The 14,441-nt window shown below is 67.4% G+C and carries 11 protein-coding genes; 8 read left to right on the top strand and 3 right to left on the bottom strand.

Features of this window, described 5'->3' with window-relative positions; translation table 11 throughout:
- Positions 1–76 precede the first annotated feature (76 nt).
- The 3 genes from AC3WRR_RS14980 to AC3WRR_RS14970 are packed head-to-tail and all read right to left on the bottom strand — an operon-like array spanning position 77 to position 3,781.
- Positions 77–877, bottom strand: coding sequence for an FAD binding domain-containing protein (locus tag AC3WRR_RS14980; protein WP_492297339.1), 801 nt, complete (start codon positions 875–877; stop codon positions 77–79).
- A 27-nt stretch (positions 878–904) separates the two neighbouring features.
- Complete coding sequence (locus AC3WRR_RS14975; RefSeq protein ID WP_058697897.1) at positions 905–3,280, bottom strand: xanthine dehydrogenase family protein molybdopterin-binding subunit; 2,376 nt, start codon at positions 3,278–3,280, stop codon at positions 905–907.
- Between the two features lie 12 nt (positions 3,281–3,292).
- Positions 3,293–3,781, bottom strand: coding sequence for a (2Fe-2S)-binding protein (locus AC3WRR_RS14970; protein WP_058697896.1), 489 nt, complete (start codon positions 3,779–3,781; stop codon positions 3,293–3,295).
- A 346-nt stretch (positions 3,782–4,127) separates the two neighbouring features.
- Between AC3WRR_RS14970 and AC3WRR_RS14965 the strand changes: the two genes are divergently transcribed.
- From AC3WRR_RS14965 to AC3WRR_RS14930, 8 genes are all read left to right on the top strand, one after another.
- Positions 4,128–4,706, top strand: coding sequence for a YqaA family protein (locus tag AC3WRR_RS14965; protein ID WP_011614517.1), 579 nt, complete (start codon positions 4,128–4,130; stop codon positions 4,704–4,706).
- Positions 4,707–4,886: 180 nt separating this feature from the next.
- The gene (locus AC3WRR_RS14960) at positions 4,887–8,861 is read left to right on the top strand and encodes a DUF3683 domain-containing protein (protein ID WP_011614518.1); all 3,975 of its coding nucleotides are present in this window, start codon (positions 4,887–4,889) and stop codon (positions 8,859–8,861) included.
- A 9-nt stretch (positions 8,862–8,870) separates the two neighbouring features.
- Positions 8,871–9,308: an HIT family protein gene (locus AC3WRR_RS14955; RefSeq protein ID WP_492297336.1), complete on the top strand. Its 438-nt coding sequence runs from the start codon at positions 8,871–8,873 to the stop codon at positions 9,306–9,308.
- 123 nt (positions 9,309–9,431) lie between these two features.
- Positions 9,432–11,297, top strand: a complete 1,866-nt coding sequence (locus AC3WRR_RS14950; protein ID WP_011614520.1) for an ABC transporter ATP-binding protein/permease — start codon at positions 9,432–9,434, stop codon at positions 11,295–11,297.
- A 72-nt stretch (positions 11,298–11,369) separates the two neighbouring features.
- Positions 11,370–11,792, top strand: a complete 423-nt coding sequence (locus tag AC3WRR_RS14945; protein ID WP_492297335.1) for a gamma-butyrobetaine hydroxylase family protein — start codon at positions 11,370–11,372, stop codon at positions 11,790–11,792.
- Positions 11,793–11,826: 34 nt separating this feature from the next.
- Positions 11,827–12,558: a bifunctional demethylmenaquinone methyltransferase/2-methoxy-6-polyprenyl-1,4-benzoquinol methylase UbiE gene (gene ubiE, locus AC3WRR_RS14940; protein ID WP_010814445.1), complete on the top strand. Its 732-nt coding sequence runs from the start codon at positions 11,827–11,829 to the stop codon at positions 12,556–12,558.
- A gap of 63 nt (positions 12,559–12,621) precedes the next feature.
- The gene (locus AC3WRR_RS14935; protein ID WP_011614522.1) at positions 12,622–13,611 is read left to right on the top strand and encodes a Tim44 domain-containing protein; all 990 of its coding nucleotides are present in this window, start codon (positions 12,622–12,624) and stop codon (positions 13,609–13,611) included.
- 130 nt (positions 13,612–13,741) lie between these two features.
- Positions 13,742–14,440, top strand: coding sequence for a ubiquinone biosynthesis accessory factor UbiJ (locus tag AC3WRR_RS14930; protein ID WP_492297333.1), 699 nt, complete (start codon positions 13,742–13,744; stop codon positions 14,438–14,440).
- The last annotated feature ends 1 nt before the right edge of the window (position 14,441 follow it).

The following is a 14,441-nucleotide window of genomic DNA, read 5'->3' as shown; positions in this document are numbered from 1 at the left end:
CGCCACAAAAGCGCCGGCGGTTTGCTCCCCTCTCCCGCCGTGCGGGAGAGGGGAGACAACAAGCGGCGGCGAAGCGCTACCCCTTCGCCGCCGCCTCCACTGCCCTTGCCGCCAGCACCGGGATCAGATGCGCCCGGTACTCCGCCGACGCATGCAGGTCGGCATTCAGCGTCGACGCATCGACCTTCACCCCACGCGCCGCCTGCGCGGTGAAGGCGGCCGACAGCGCCTGCTCCAGCGGCCGGCAGCGGAACACGCTGTCGGCCGCGCCTGTCACCGCCACGCGCACCGTGTTGCCGGTGCGCGCCACCATCACGCCCACCAGCGCGAAGCGCGAGGCCGGGTTGCGGAACTTGGCGTAGGCCGCCTGCTCCGGGATCGGGAAGCGCACCGCGGTGATCAGCTCGTCCGGTTCCAGCGCGGTCTCATAGAGGCCCTTGAAGAAGTCGTCGGCGGCGATGGTGCGGCGGTCGGTGACCACGGTCGCCCCGAGCCCCAGCACACCCGCGGGATAGTCGGCAGCGGGATCGTCATTGGCGAGCGCGCCGCCGATGGTGCCCATGGCGCGCACCTGGCGGTCGCCGATGCCGCCGGCCAGTGCCGCCAGCGCCGGGATGCGCCGGCGCACCTCGGCATGCTCGGCCACATCGGCATGGCGCGCGGCGCCGCCGACCACGATCTCATTGCCTTCGACGCGGATCTCGGCCATGCCGGGAATACGCGCCACGTCCACCAGCACGGAGGGCGCGGCCAGCCGCAGTTTCATCGCGGCCAGCAGGCTCTGGCCGCCGCCGAGGAACTTGGCGTCGGGATCGGCCCTGAGCGTGGCCACGGCCGCCTTGGCATCCGCGGCGCGTTCAAAATTGAATGCGTACATGTCGGTTTCCTTTGCGGTGTGCGTGGGTCACGGCCGGGCGGCCTGGATGGCCTGCCAGACCCGGTGCGGCGTGGCGGGCATCTGGATGTCCGTCACGCCCAGCGGGCTGAGCGCATCCACCAGCGCGTTGATGAACGCCGGCGGCGAGCCGATCGCGCCGGCCTCGCCGCAGCCCTTCACGCCCAGCGGGTTGTGGGTGCAGGGCGTGCCGGTGGCGGTCTCGACGGTGAAGTCGGGCAGGTCGCCGGCGCGCGGCATGGCGTAGTCCATGTACGAGCCGGTCAGCAACTGGCCGCTGTCGTTGTCGTAGACGCACTGCTCCAGCATGGCCTGGCCCAGCCCCTGGCCGATGCCGCCATGGACCTGGCCTTCGACGATCATCGGGTTGATGATGTTGCCGAAGTCGTCCACCGCGGTGAACTTGACCACCTGCGACTCGCCGGTATCGGGATCGACTTCCACCTCGCACACATAGGCGCCGGACGGGTAGGTGAAGTTGGTCGGGTCGTAGAACGCGTTTTCGTTCAGGCCCGGCTCCAGCTTGTCGAGCGGATAGTTGTGCGGCACGTAGGCGGAGAGCGCGACTTCGCCGAAGGTCTTGGTGCGGTCGGTGCCGGCCACGCGGAACACGCCGTTGCTGAACTCGATGTCGGTGTCGGCGGCTTCCAGCAGGTGCGCGGCGATCTTCTTGGCCTTGGCCTCGATCTTGTCGAGCGCCTTGACGATGGCCGAGCCGCCCACCGCCAGCGAGCGCGAGCCATAGGTGCCCATGCCGAACGGCACCCGGCCGGTGTCGCCGTGCACGATCTCGACCTGGTCCAGCTGCAGCCCGAGCCGGTCGGCGACCACCTGCGCGAAGGTGGTCTCGTGCCCCTGGCCATGGCTGTGCGAGCCGGTGAACACGGTCACGGTGCCGGTCGGGTGCACGCGGATCTCGCCCACCTCGAACAGCCCCGCGCGCGCGCCCAGCGCGCCGGCGATATTCGACGGCGCCAGCCCGCAGGCCTCGATATAGCAGGAATAGCCCAGGCCGCGCAGCTTGCCGCGCTGCTTCGCTTCGTCGCGCCGGGCCGGGAAGCCCTTGACGTCGGCCAGCTCCTGCGCGCGCGCGAGGCACGGCTCGTAGTCGCCGGTGTCGTAGGTCAGGCCCACCGGCGTGGCGTACGGGAACTGGCGGATGAAATTCTTGCGGCGCAGCTCGGCCGGGTCGATCTTCATCTCGTGCGCGGCGGTTTCTACCAGGCGCTCGACCACATAGGTGGCCTCGGGCCGGCCGGCGCCGCGATAGGCATCCACCGGCGCGGTGTTGGTGAAGACCGACTGCACCTCGGCGTAGATCGCGGGCGTGGCGTACTGGCCCGCCAGCAGCGTCGCATACAGGATGGTGGGCACGCTGCTGGCGAAGGTCGACAGGTAGGCGCCCATATTGGCGGTGGTATGCACCCGCATCGCCAGGAACTTGCCGTCGGCGTCGAGCGCCAGCTCGGCCCTGGTCACGTGGTCGCGGCCGTGGGCATCGGTCAGGAAGGACTCGGAGCGGTCCGCGGTCCACTTGACCGGGCGCCCGATCTTCTTCGAGGCCCAGGTCAGCGCCACGTCTTCCGGGTACAGGAAGATCTTGGAGCCGAAGCCGCCGCCCACGTCCGGTGCGATGATGCGCAGGCGCGATTCGGGTAGCCCCAGCACGAACGCGCCCATCAGCAGGCGTTCGACGTGCGGGTTCTGGTTGGCCACGTAGACGGTGTAGCTGTCGTCCTGGCGCGTGTAGCTGGCATTGACCGCGCGCGGCTCGATCGCGTTGGGGATCAGCCGGTTGTTGACGATGTCCAGCGTGGTCACGTGCGCGGCCTTGGCAAAGGCGGCGTCGGTGGCGGCCTTGTCGCCGTGGCCCCAGGTGTAGCAGGTGTTGGCCGGCACGTCGTCATGCACCAGGGTGGACGCCTTGACGGCATCCGCGGCGCTGACCACGGCGGGCAGCTCTTCATAGTCGACGTCGATCTTCTCTGCCGCGTCACGCGCCTGCTGCAGGGTCTCGGCGATGACCAGCGCGACCTGGTCGCCGACGTGGCGCACCTTGTCGTGGGCAATCACCGGGTGCGGCGGCTCCTTCATCGGCGAGCCGTCGATGCTGTGGATCAGCCAGCCGCAGGGCAGGCCGCCGACCTTGTCGGCCGCCAGCTCGTCGCCGGTCAGCACGGCGATCACGCCGGGCGCGGCCAGGGCCTCGGTCTTGTCGATCGAGCGGATGCGCGCATGCGCGTGCGGCGAGCGCAGGAAGTACGCGTAGCTTTGCTGCGGCAGCACGATGTCGTCGGTGTACTGGCCGTTGCCGGTCAGGAATCGATAGTCTTCCTTGCGCTTGACCGGCGCGCCTACCAGGCGTTGGTTCTCGGGTGCGTTCATGGCCGGTACCCCTTATTCCGCGCTGGCGGTGGTGCCCTGCATGGCCGCCTGGCCCTGCTGCACTGCGCGCACGATGTTGTGGTAGCCCGTGCAGCGGCACAGGTTGCCTTCCAGGTGGGCGCGGATGGTGGCGGCGTCGGCGCCCGGATGTTCCTGCACCAGCGCGGTGGCGCTCATCACCATGCCCGGCGTGCAGAAGCCGCATTGCAGGCCGTGGCATTCGCGGAAGGCTTCCTGCATCGGGTGCAGCGTGCCGGGAGCGGCGAGGCCCTCAATGGTGGTCACGGCGGCGCCGTCGGCCTGGACCGCGAGGATATTGCACGACTTGACCGCCCGGCCATCCAGGTGGACCGTGCAGGCGCCGCACTGCGCGGTGTCGCAGCCGACGTGGGTGCCGGTCAGGCGCAACTGTTCGCGCAGGAACTGGACCAGGAGGGTGTTGGGTTCTACCTGCGCGTCAACGGGCTTGCCGTTGACCGTCAGGCGGATCGGAATCGCCATGCTTGTCTCCATGTGGGGTGGACGCGCATGACCAATTGCCCGAAATCCCGAAAGAACTGCGTGGGACTGGCCACGACGCGGTACTGCCGCTTAAGACGGCTATAGGACGGCTAATTCGTGATATTGGTGCTGCCGCTACAACTGCTGTAGGTGCGCCAGCGCACGCGGCGAGCGGCTTCAATGCTGGCGCGAATGCTGCGGCCGGCGAACGATTGGCCACAACAGGCTCTAACAGTTAATCACAAATCCAGCACAGGTGCCATGTGGTTTGCCCGCTCCCCATTCGCGGGGCGGGGTCCTGGCAGGGCCGCTGCTAGAATGGCCCGGCCCCCTTGCTCACCCTGACATGGAAGCCTTCTTCGACTGGCTGTTCGAAACCATTGCCCTGCCCAAGGTGGGCCTGCCCGCGATCTTTGTGGTCAGCCTGATCTCGGCCACGCTGCTGCCGCTGGGCTCGGAGCCGGCGGTGTTCGGCTACGTCAAGCTCAACCCGCAGATGTTCTGGCCGGCGATCGTGGTGGCCACTGCCGGCAACACCGTGGGCGGCGCCATCGACTGGTGGCTGGGCTATGCCGCCAAGCTGGCGCTGGTGCGCTACCACAAGCGGCGCCGGGCGCGCGAGCACGACCGTGAGCACCTGGAGCATCGCGAGCACGCGCGCAAACCGCCCAAGCCCAAGCTCGACGCGCGCTACTTCCGGTGGATGCGCCGGCTTGGGCCGCCTACGCTGCTGTTCTCGTGGTTGCCCGGCATTGGTGATCCTTTGTGCACTTTAGCCGGCTGGCTGCGCCTCTCCTTCTGGCCCAGCCTGGCCTGGATGGCGGTCGGCAAGTTCATCCGCTATCTGTTCATGACCGCCAGCCTGCTTTGGATCCCGGACAGTTTTTGGCAGAACATTGCGCAAACGTTCAAGGCCTGGTTCTGATCCGGCGCGTTGCCGGCACCACCGTGGGGCGCCATTGCCAGGCCAGAAAGCCGCCTAATCCCTTGTTCCGACAAGGATTCCTCTATGTTGCGGTGCGGCGAAAGCAGGGGTTGAAGTACAATCGCCCTTTAATGAACGATTCGCGCACAGTCCCCGTGCGCAGCAGGAAGCGGTCCCCCAATGAACGCCCCACTCGTGCTCGACGCCAAGCTCGCCGCGCAGGACGCCCCGCCGCGCCTGCGTGAAATCCCTTATAACTACACGTCCTTCTCGGACCGCGAGATTGTCATCCGCCTGCTGGGCGAGGAAGCCTGGCGCATCCTGGACGAGCTGCGCAGCGAGCGCCGCACCGGCCGCTCGGCCCGCATGCTGTACGAGGTGCTGGGCGATATCTGGGTGGTCCGCCGCAATCCCTACCTGCAGGACGACCTGCTGGAAAATCCCAAGCGCCGCCAGATGCTGGTCAGCGCGCTGCACCACCGCCTGAACGAGATCGAGAAGCGCCGCGCCGCCGACCGTGCCGAGCACGCCGAGCCCGCCGCCGAGGACCGTTCGCACCGCGTGGAGCAGCTGGTCGCCTTCGCCAAGCAGGCGATCGAGGACTTCAAGAACGAATTCGCCGCCGCCTACGACCTGCGCAAGCGCGCGCAGCGCGTGCTGGGCAAGGTCACGCAGAAGGACAACATCAAGTTCGATGGCCTGTCGCGCGTGTCGCACGTGACCGACGCCACCGACTGGCGCGTGGAATACCCGTTCGTGGTGCTGACGCCCGATACCGAGGAAGAGATCGCCGGCCTGGTCAAGGGCTGCTTCGAACTGGGCCTGACCATCATTCCGCGCGGGGGCGGCACCGGCTATACCGGCGGCGCCGTGCCGCTGACGCCGATGAGCGCGGTGATCAATACCGAGAAGCTGGAGCAGCTCGGGCCGGTGGAGCAAACCGACCTGCCGGGCGTGTCGCACAAGGTCGCGACCATCTTCTCCGGCGCCGGCGTGGTGACGCGCCGCGTGGCCGACGCTGCCGACAAGGCAGGCCTGGTGTTCGCGGTCGACCCGACCTCGATCGATGCCTCGTGCATTGGCGGCAACGTGGCCATGAACGCGGGCGGCAAGAAGGCCGTGCTGTGGGGCACCGCGCTGGACAACCTGGCCTGGTGGCGCATGGTGGATCCGGAAGGCAACTGGCTGGAGATCACCCGGCTGGACCACAACCTGGGCAAGATCCACGACGTGCCGGTGGCCACCTTCGAACTGAAATGGTCGGACGGCAACCGCGCCCCGGGCGAGAAGGTGCTGCGCACCGAGACGCTGGCCATCGAGGGCCGCAAGTTCCGCAAGGAAGGCCTGGGCAAGGACGTCACCGACAAGTTCCTGGCCGGCCTGCCCGGCGTGCAGAAGGAAGGCTGCGACGGCATCATCACCAGCGCGCGCTGGATCCTGCACCGCATGCCGAAATTCATCCGCACGGTCTGCCTGGAGTTCTTCGGCCAGGCGCGCGACGCGATCCCCAGCATCGTCGAGATCAAGGACTTCCTCGACGCCGAGACCAAGAAGCCCGGCGGCGCCATCCTGGCCGGCCTGGAGCACCTGGACGAGCGCTACCTGCGCGCGGTCGGCTACGCCACCAAGAGCAAGCGCAACGCCTTCCCGAAGATGGTGCTGATCGGCGATATCGTCGGCGACGATGAAGACGCCGTGGCGCGCGCCACCTCGGAAGTGATCCGCATGGCCAACGGCAAGAGCGGCGAAGGCTTTATCGCCGTCAGCCCCGAGGCGCGCAAGAAGTTCTGGCTGGACCGTTCGCGTACCGCCGCCATCGCCAAGCACACCAACGCCTTCAAGATCAACGAAGACGTGGTGATCCCGCTGAACCGGATGGGCGAGTACACCGACGGCATCGAGCGCATCAATATCGAGCTGTCGATCAAGAGCAAGCTCAAGCTGGTCGACACGCTCGAAGCGTTCTTCGCGCGCGGCAACCTGCCGCTGGGCCGCAGCGACGACGCCAACGAGATCCCCAGCGCCGAGTTGCTGGAAGACCGCGTGCAGCACGCGCTGACGCTGCTGCGCGAGATCCGCGCGCGCTGGCGTTACCTGCAGGACCACATGGACGTGCCGCTGACGCAGGCCAAGGCCTCGCTGATCGGGCACGGGCTGGGACTGCTGGGGCAGGAGTTCGATGCGCGCCTGCAGCATCAGCCTGATGCCACTGTGTTCCACCTGCTGCAGGACCGCACCATCCGCGTGTCCTGGAAGGCGGAGATCCGCGCCGAATTGCGCAAGATCTTCAACGGCGGCGAGTTCAAGCCGATCCTGGACGAAGCCCAGAAGATCCACAAGCAGGTGCTGCGCGGCCGCGTCTTCGTGGCGCTGCACATGCACGCCGGCGACGGCAACGTGCACACCAATATCCCGGTCAACTCCGACGACTACGACATGCTGCAGGACGCGCATCGCGCGGTGGCCCGCATCATGGACCTGGCGCGGTCGCTCGACGGCGTGATCTCGGGCGAGCACGGCATCGGCATCACCAAGCTGGAATTCCTGACCGAGGAAGAGATCGGCGACTTCCGCGCCTACAAGCTGAAGGTCGATCCGCAAGGGCGCTTCAACAAGGGCAAGCTGCTGCCCGGCGCCGACCTGCGCAATGCCTACACGCCGTCGTTCGGCCTGATGGGGCATGAGTCGATCATCATGCAGCAGAGCGATATCGGCGCGATTGCCGAGAGCGTCAAGGACTGCCTGCGCTGCGGCAAGTGCAAGCCGGTGTGCGCCACCCACGTGCCGCGCGCCAACCTGCTGTACAGCCCGCGCAACAAGATCCTGGCGACCTCGCTGCTGGTCGAGGCCTTCCTGTACGAAGAGCAGACCCGCCGCGGCATTTCGGTCAAGCACTGGGACGAGTTCTCGGACGTGGCCGACCACTGCACCGTGTGCCACAAGTGCGTGACGCCGTGCCCAGTCAAGATCGACTTCGGCGACGTGTCGATGAACATGCGCAACCTGCTGCGCAAGATGGGGCAGAAGAAGTTCAACCCCGGCACCGCGGCGTCGATGTTCTTCCTCAACGCCACCAACCCCGAGACCATCAACCTGACCCGCAAGGTCATGATCGACTGGGGCTACAAGGCGCAGCGCCTCGGCAATGACGTGCTGAAGAAATTCGCCAAGAAGCAGACCGCGCATCCGCCCGCGACCGTGGGCAAGGCGCCGGTGCGCGAGCAGGTGATCCACTTCATCAACAAGAAGATGCCGGGCAACCTGCCCAAGAAGACCGCGCGCGCGCTGCTCGACATCGAGGACAACGAGATCGTGCCGATCATCCGCGACCCGAAGGCGACCACGCCGGAAACGGAAGCGGTGTTCTACTTCCCCGGCTGCGGCTCGGAGCGGCTGTTCTCGCAGGTGGGCCTGGCCACGCAGGCGATGCTGTGGCACGTGGGCGTGCAGACCGTGCTGCCGCCGGGCTACCTGTGCTGCGGCTATCCGCAGCGCGGCAACGGCCAGTATGACAAGGCCGAGAAGATCGTCACCGACAACCGCGTGCTCTTCCACCGCGTCGCCAATACGCTGAACTACCTCGACATCAAGACCGTGGTGGTCAGCTGCGGCACCTGCTACGACCAGCTCGCCGGGTATGAATTCGACAAGATCTTCCCGGGCTGCCGCATCATCGACATCCATGAATACCTGCTCGAGAAGGGCGTGAAGCTGGAAGGCGTGACCGGTACCCGCTACATGTACCACGATCCCTGCCACACCCCGATCAAGACCATGGACCCGACCAAGCTGGTCAATGACCTGATGGGCGGCAACACCGGCCTGGGCAAGATCGAGAAGAACGAGCGCTGCTGCGGCGAGTCGGGCACGCTGGCGGTGACGCGTCCGGATATCTCGACGCAGGTCCGCTTCCGCAAGGAAGAGGAAATGACCAAGGGCGCCGACAAGCTGCGCGCCGACGGCTTCACCGGCGACGTCAAGATCCTGACCAGCTGCCCGTCGTGCCTGCAGGGGCTGTCGCGCTACAAGGAAGATGCCACGGTGCAGGCGGATTATATCGTGATCGAGATGGCGAAGCATCTGCTTGGGGAAAACTGGATGCCGGAGTACGTCGCGAAGGCGAACGCCGGCGGTATCGAGCGGGTGCTGGTTTAAATCTCGGCGATGGCACTCGTACCCAACTGCCCCTTGTGCGAGACCGACGGCGGCGAACTGGTCTGGATGGGCGACCGCGCCCGGCTGATCCTGGTCGAGCATGACCGTTTCCCGGGCTTCTGCCGCATCGTCTGGAACGATCACGTGGCCGAGCTGAGCGACCTGGAGGATGCCGACCAGGCCTGGCTGATGCGGCTGGTCGCACGTGTCGAACGGGTGGTGCGCGAGGTCATGGCGCCGGACAAGGTCAACCTGGCGGCCTTTGGCAACATCGTGCCGCACCTGCACTGGCATATCATCCCGCGCTACCGCTGGGACACCCATTTCCCCGAGGCAATCTGGGCCGCGCCGCAGCGCGCGGCGGATGCCGTGCGCGTGCAGGAGCTGGCCAGCCGGTTGCCGGCGCTGCGTACGGCGCTTTCGCTGCTCGAAGCCGGCGACGCCTGAGGGGCGCGCGGAACCCACGCCTGGCCGTGACCGTCTGAATGCTGTTGCCGCCGTGGCCTGCCGCCACGGTATCCAGAACAACAAGCCCGGCCGGCATCCGCTGACGGGCCAAGCACTGCCGCTATGTCCTCCACTCCGACCTCAGTCACCGTACCGGGCCCTGCCGTCCCTGCCAGGGCCCTCAAGATCCAGAGCCGGCTGCGCATGGCTGCCACGTGGGCGCTGATCAAGCCTTACTGGAAATCCGAGGACCGCCTCGCCGGGCTTGGCCTGCTGGCGCTGGTGGTGGTGCTCAACCTCGGCATCGTCTATATCAACGTGCTGCTCAACGAGTGGAACCGCGTGTTCTACAACGCGCTGGAGCAGCGCGACTACGCCTCGTTCAAGGTGCTGCTGCTGCGCTTCTCGTGGATCGCGGCGTTCTTCATCGTGGCGGCGATCTCGCGCCAGTACTACACCATGATGCTGCAGATGCGCTGGCGTACCTGGATGACCGGCCGCTTCATGGGCCACTGGCTCGGGCACCAGGCCTATTACCGCATCGAGCAGACCCACACTACCGATAACCCCGACCAGCGTATCGCCGACGATTTGCGCCTGTTCACGGACGGCGCGCTGTCGTTGTCGCTCGGGCTGCTCAACTCGGTGGTGACGCTGCTGTCCTTCGTCGGCATCCTGTGGACGGTATCGGGGCCGATCAGCTTTGCGCTGGGCGGCACCGAGTGGACCATCCCCGGCTATATGGTGTGGTTCGCGGCGGGCTATGCGGTGATCGGCTCGCTGGTGGCGCACGTGGTCGGCCGCCCGCTGATCGGCCTGAACTTCCAGCAGGAGCAGTATGAGGCGGATTTCCGTTTCACGCTGGTGCGCCTGCGCGAGAACAGCGAGCCGGTGGCGCTGTACCGCGGCGAGCCCACCGAGCAGGCCGGCCTGCGCGCGCGCTTCGACCGCATCCGCGCCAACTGGAACCAGCTGATGCGCTATACGCGGCGGCTGACCTTTGTCAGCTCCGGCTATGCGCAGTTCGCCATCATCTTCCCGATCCTGGTGGCGGCGCCGCGCTACTTCGCCGGCAAGATGACGCTCGGCGGCCTGATGCAGACCAGCTCCGCCTTCGGCCAGGTACAGGGCGCGCTGTCGTGGTTTGTCGACAGCTACGCCACGCTGGTGGGCTGGAAGGCGGCCGCCAACCGCCTGATCGATTTCCAGGAAGCGATCCGCGTGGCCGAGCGCCAGGACCTGGCGCCGGGCGGCGTGCGCGATATCGAGGTGGAACATACCGGCAAGCCGCAGAATGGCATCACCATCGACGGCCTGGCGCTGGCACTGCCGGTACGCGCCGCGCGCAGCGCGGCCGTGGGCCAGCGGCCGCTGGTGGCGCCGTTCTCGCTGTCGGTCGCGCCGGGCGAGCGCTGGCTGGTCAGCGGCCCGTCCGGCTGCGGCAAGAGCGTGCTGTTCCGCGCGCTGGCGGGGATCTGGCCGTACGGCAGCGGCACCGTGACCATGCCCGACGGCGCGCGCATGCTGTTCCTGCCGCAGCGCAGCTACCTGCCGATCGGCACGCTGGCCGATGCGCTGGCTTACCCGGACGCCGGCACCGTGCATAGCGCGGAAGCGCTGCAGGCGGCGCTGCGCCAGGCGCGGCTGGCGGCGCTGGCGGACCAGCTCGACGTGTTCGACAACTGGGCGCTGCGGCTTTCGCCGGGCGAGCAGCAGCGTCTGGCCTTCGCGCGCGCGCTGCTGCAGAAGCCGGACTACCTGTTCCTGGACGAAGCCACCAGCGCGCTGGACGAGGAAACCGAAGGCGCCATGTACCGGCTGATGGTGGAGTCGCTGCCGCAGGCGGCCATCATCAGTATTGCCCACCGCAGCACCGTGGCGGCCTATCATCAACGGCGCCTGCGTTACGTGCCGCAGGACGGGGAAGCGGCCCGGGCTGCGCAAGCCGGCGAGCCTGGGGTAAGCTATCGGGTCGTATGCGAAGCGTGATGCCGTGCCGTACCGGCAGCATCGCGCGGCAATCACCCCCTCAGGAGCGACCCTAACCGGGCCGCGATCATCATGGCAGGCCTGGAAAAAGACACCCCTCATCCCACCGCGCTGACCGTCCATACGCAATCCCGCGTGCTGGAGATCGGCTTCGACAACGGCCGCAGCTTCCGGCTGCCGTTCGAGCTGCTGCGCGTGTATTCGCCGTCCGCTGAAGTCCAGGGCCACGGCCCGGGGCAGGAAGTGCTGCAGACCGGCAAGCGCGAGGTGGGCGTCAACGCGGTCGAGCCGGTCGGCAACTACGCGATCCAGATCCGCTTTACCGACGGCCACGATACCGGCATCTATTCCTGGGACCTGCTGTACCGCCTCGGCGACAACCAGGATGCGCTCTGGCAGGAATACCTGCAGCGCCTGGAAGCCGCCGGCGCCGACCGCGACACCCCGATGCCCGCCGCCGGCGCTGCCGGCGGCCACGGCTGCGGCCATCACTGAGCCGCGCCGAACCGATTACCCTGGAGTCTGAAAGATGAGTGAAACCCACTTCGGGTTTGAAAAGGTCGACGAAGCGGAAAAGGCCGACAAGGTTGCCGGCGTGTTCCATTCGGTGGCGAGCAAGTACGACGTGATGAACGACCTGATGTCGGGCGGCATGCACCGGCTCTGGAAGATGTTCACCATCGCCCAGGCTGGCGTGCGCCCCGGCCACAAGGTGCTGGACATCGCCGGCGGCACCGGTGACCTGGCCAAGGCGTTCGCGAAGCAGGCCGGCCCGACCGGAGAGGTCTGGCTGACCGACATCAACGAGTCGATGCTGCGCGTGGGCCGCGACCGGCTGCTGAACAAGGGTATCGTCACCCCGGTGTGCCTGTGCGACGCCGAGCGCATTCCGTTCCCGGACAACCACTTCGACCTGGTGACCGTGGCCTTCGGCCTGCGCAACATGACGCACAAGGATGCCGCGCTGGCCGAGATGCGCCGCGTGGTCAAGCCGGGCGGCAAGGTCATGGTGCTGGAGTTCTCCAAGGTGTGGAAACCCCTGGAGAAGGCCTACGACGTCTATTCTTTCAAGGTGCTGCCGTGGCTGGGTGAGCGGGTGGCAGGGGATGCCCCCAGCTATCGCTATCTCGCGGAATCGATCAGAATGCATCCAGACCAGGCTTCACTTGTACGCTTGATGGAACATGCCGGCCTGGAAAATGTCGAATACTTCAATCTGACGGCCGGAGTGGTGGCGCTCCACGTCGGGCGCAAGTATTAAGAAGACTTGAAATCGCCATGCCTCGCCCGCATATAGGGTGAAACTGACAGGGGATAGCAGAATATGTCGTCATTTCGTGGGAAATTCCTGGTTGGGTCGCTGATCACCGCGATTGCCTTGGGAGTAATGTTCGACGCCAATGCCAAGCGCATGGGCGGTTCGCGCAGCATCGGCAAGCAATCTGAGTCGGTCACGCAGCGCCAGCAGGCGCCGCAGCCCACTTCGCCGACCCAGCAGGCGCAGCAGCCCGCACAACAGGCAGCTCCGGCAACGGCCGGTGCGGCCGGCGCGGCCGCGGCCGCGGCGCCCAAGCGCAACTGGGGCGGCATCCTGGGCGGCATCGCCGCCGGCCTGGGTATCGGCTGGCTTCTGTCGCACTTCGGTCTGGGCGGGGCGGCACTGAGCTTCCTGTCCAATCTGATCCTGATCGCGCTGGTGGCGTTCGCTGCGATCTGGCTGATCCGCAAGTTCCGTGGCGGCAGCAAGCGCACCCAGCAGCCGGCCTACGCCGGCGCCGGCAACGCGCCGAACCTGGGCCGCAGCGCCGAGCCCATGTTCCGCGGCGAGCCGACGCCTGTGTCTTCGGGTAGCCCGGCAGGCCCGGCCGCCAATACGGTACTGCCGGCAGCATCGGCAGCCCCGGTCGCGGCCGATGCGGTGGCCCAGCAGCCGTGGGGCGTGCCGGCCGACTTCGATACCGAAGCCTTCCTGCGCAACGCCAAGGTTCATTTCGTGCGCCTGCAGGCCGCGTGGGATGCAGGCAACCTGGACGACATCCGCGAGTTCACCACGCCGGAGATGTTCGCCGAGATCAAGATGGACCTGGCCGACCGCGGCGCCGAGGTCAACAAGACCGACGTGGTCACGCTGGAAGCCCAGCTGCTCGGCATCGAGTCGGCTGCGGCCCAGCATATCGCCAGCGTGCGCTTCTCGGGCATGATCCGCGAGAAGTCCGGCGAGGCGGCCCAGCCGTTCGGCGAGGTCTGGAACCTGGCCAAGCCTGCCAGCGGCACCGGCGGCTGGCTGCTGGCCGGCATCCAGCAAGAGTCCTGATGCCGCACCCCGCGGCGGTGATGCGCCGGGGGGAGTAGCTTAGAATGGAGGCCCACGCGAAAGCGTGGGCCTTTTTTTGTTTGGGACGCCCGACCTGCGGCGTCGCTGCCTGCCCGCCAACCGCGCTGTCATGAATACTCTGCCTTCCGCCCTGGCCATGCCCGCCATCTCGGCGCTGAACCACCTGCTTGAGCAGGAGCCGTGGGCCCGCAACCAGCTCACGCCGTTTGCCGGGCGCGTGATCCGCTTCGATGCGGCCGCCTTCGTGCTGTCGCTGAAGGTGACGGAGCACGGCTGCACCGAACCAGGGCCCGAGGCCGAGGCGCCCGCGGTGACGCTGCGTGTGCCGGTGCAGCAGTGGCCGCTGGTGGCCGCCGACGTGGCCGAAGGCGGCCAGGCCGCCGCCATGCGCCATGTCCGCATCGAGGGCGACGCCGAGCTGGCCAACACCATCTCGACGCTGGCGCGCAACCTGCGCTGGGACGCCGCCGAAGACCTGTCGCGCGCGCTGCGCGGCATCCTGGGCGGGCCGGTGAGCGACAGCGTGGCGCAGCGCGTGGTCGACGGCGCGCGCCAGGTGCATGAGCAGGCCACGCGCGTGGGCCGCGCCCTGGTCGACAACGTCACCGACTACCTGCTGGACGAGCATCCGACCCTGGTGCGCCACGCCGCGCTCGATGCCTTCGGCACCGACGTGGGCCGGCTGCGCGACAGCCTGGCCCGGCTCGAAAAACGGCTGGAGCGGCTGGAGCGCGCCGGCCCGCCGCCGGCTTCCGGACAGTCGGGCCAGTCGGGCCAGTCCGGCAAGCTGCCGTCGCCGCACCGCTGAG

The organism is Cupriavidus sp. FW305-3-2-15-C-LB2 (assembly GCF_058787575.1).
Note: the sequence above shows the minus strand (reverse complement) of the source record. Positions and strands in the feature narration are given on the sequence as shown.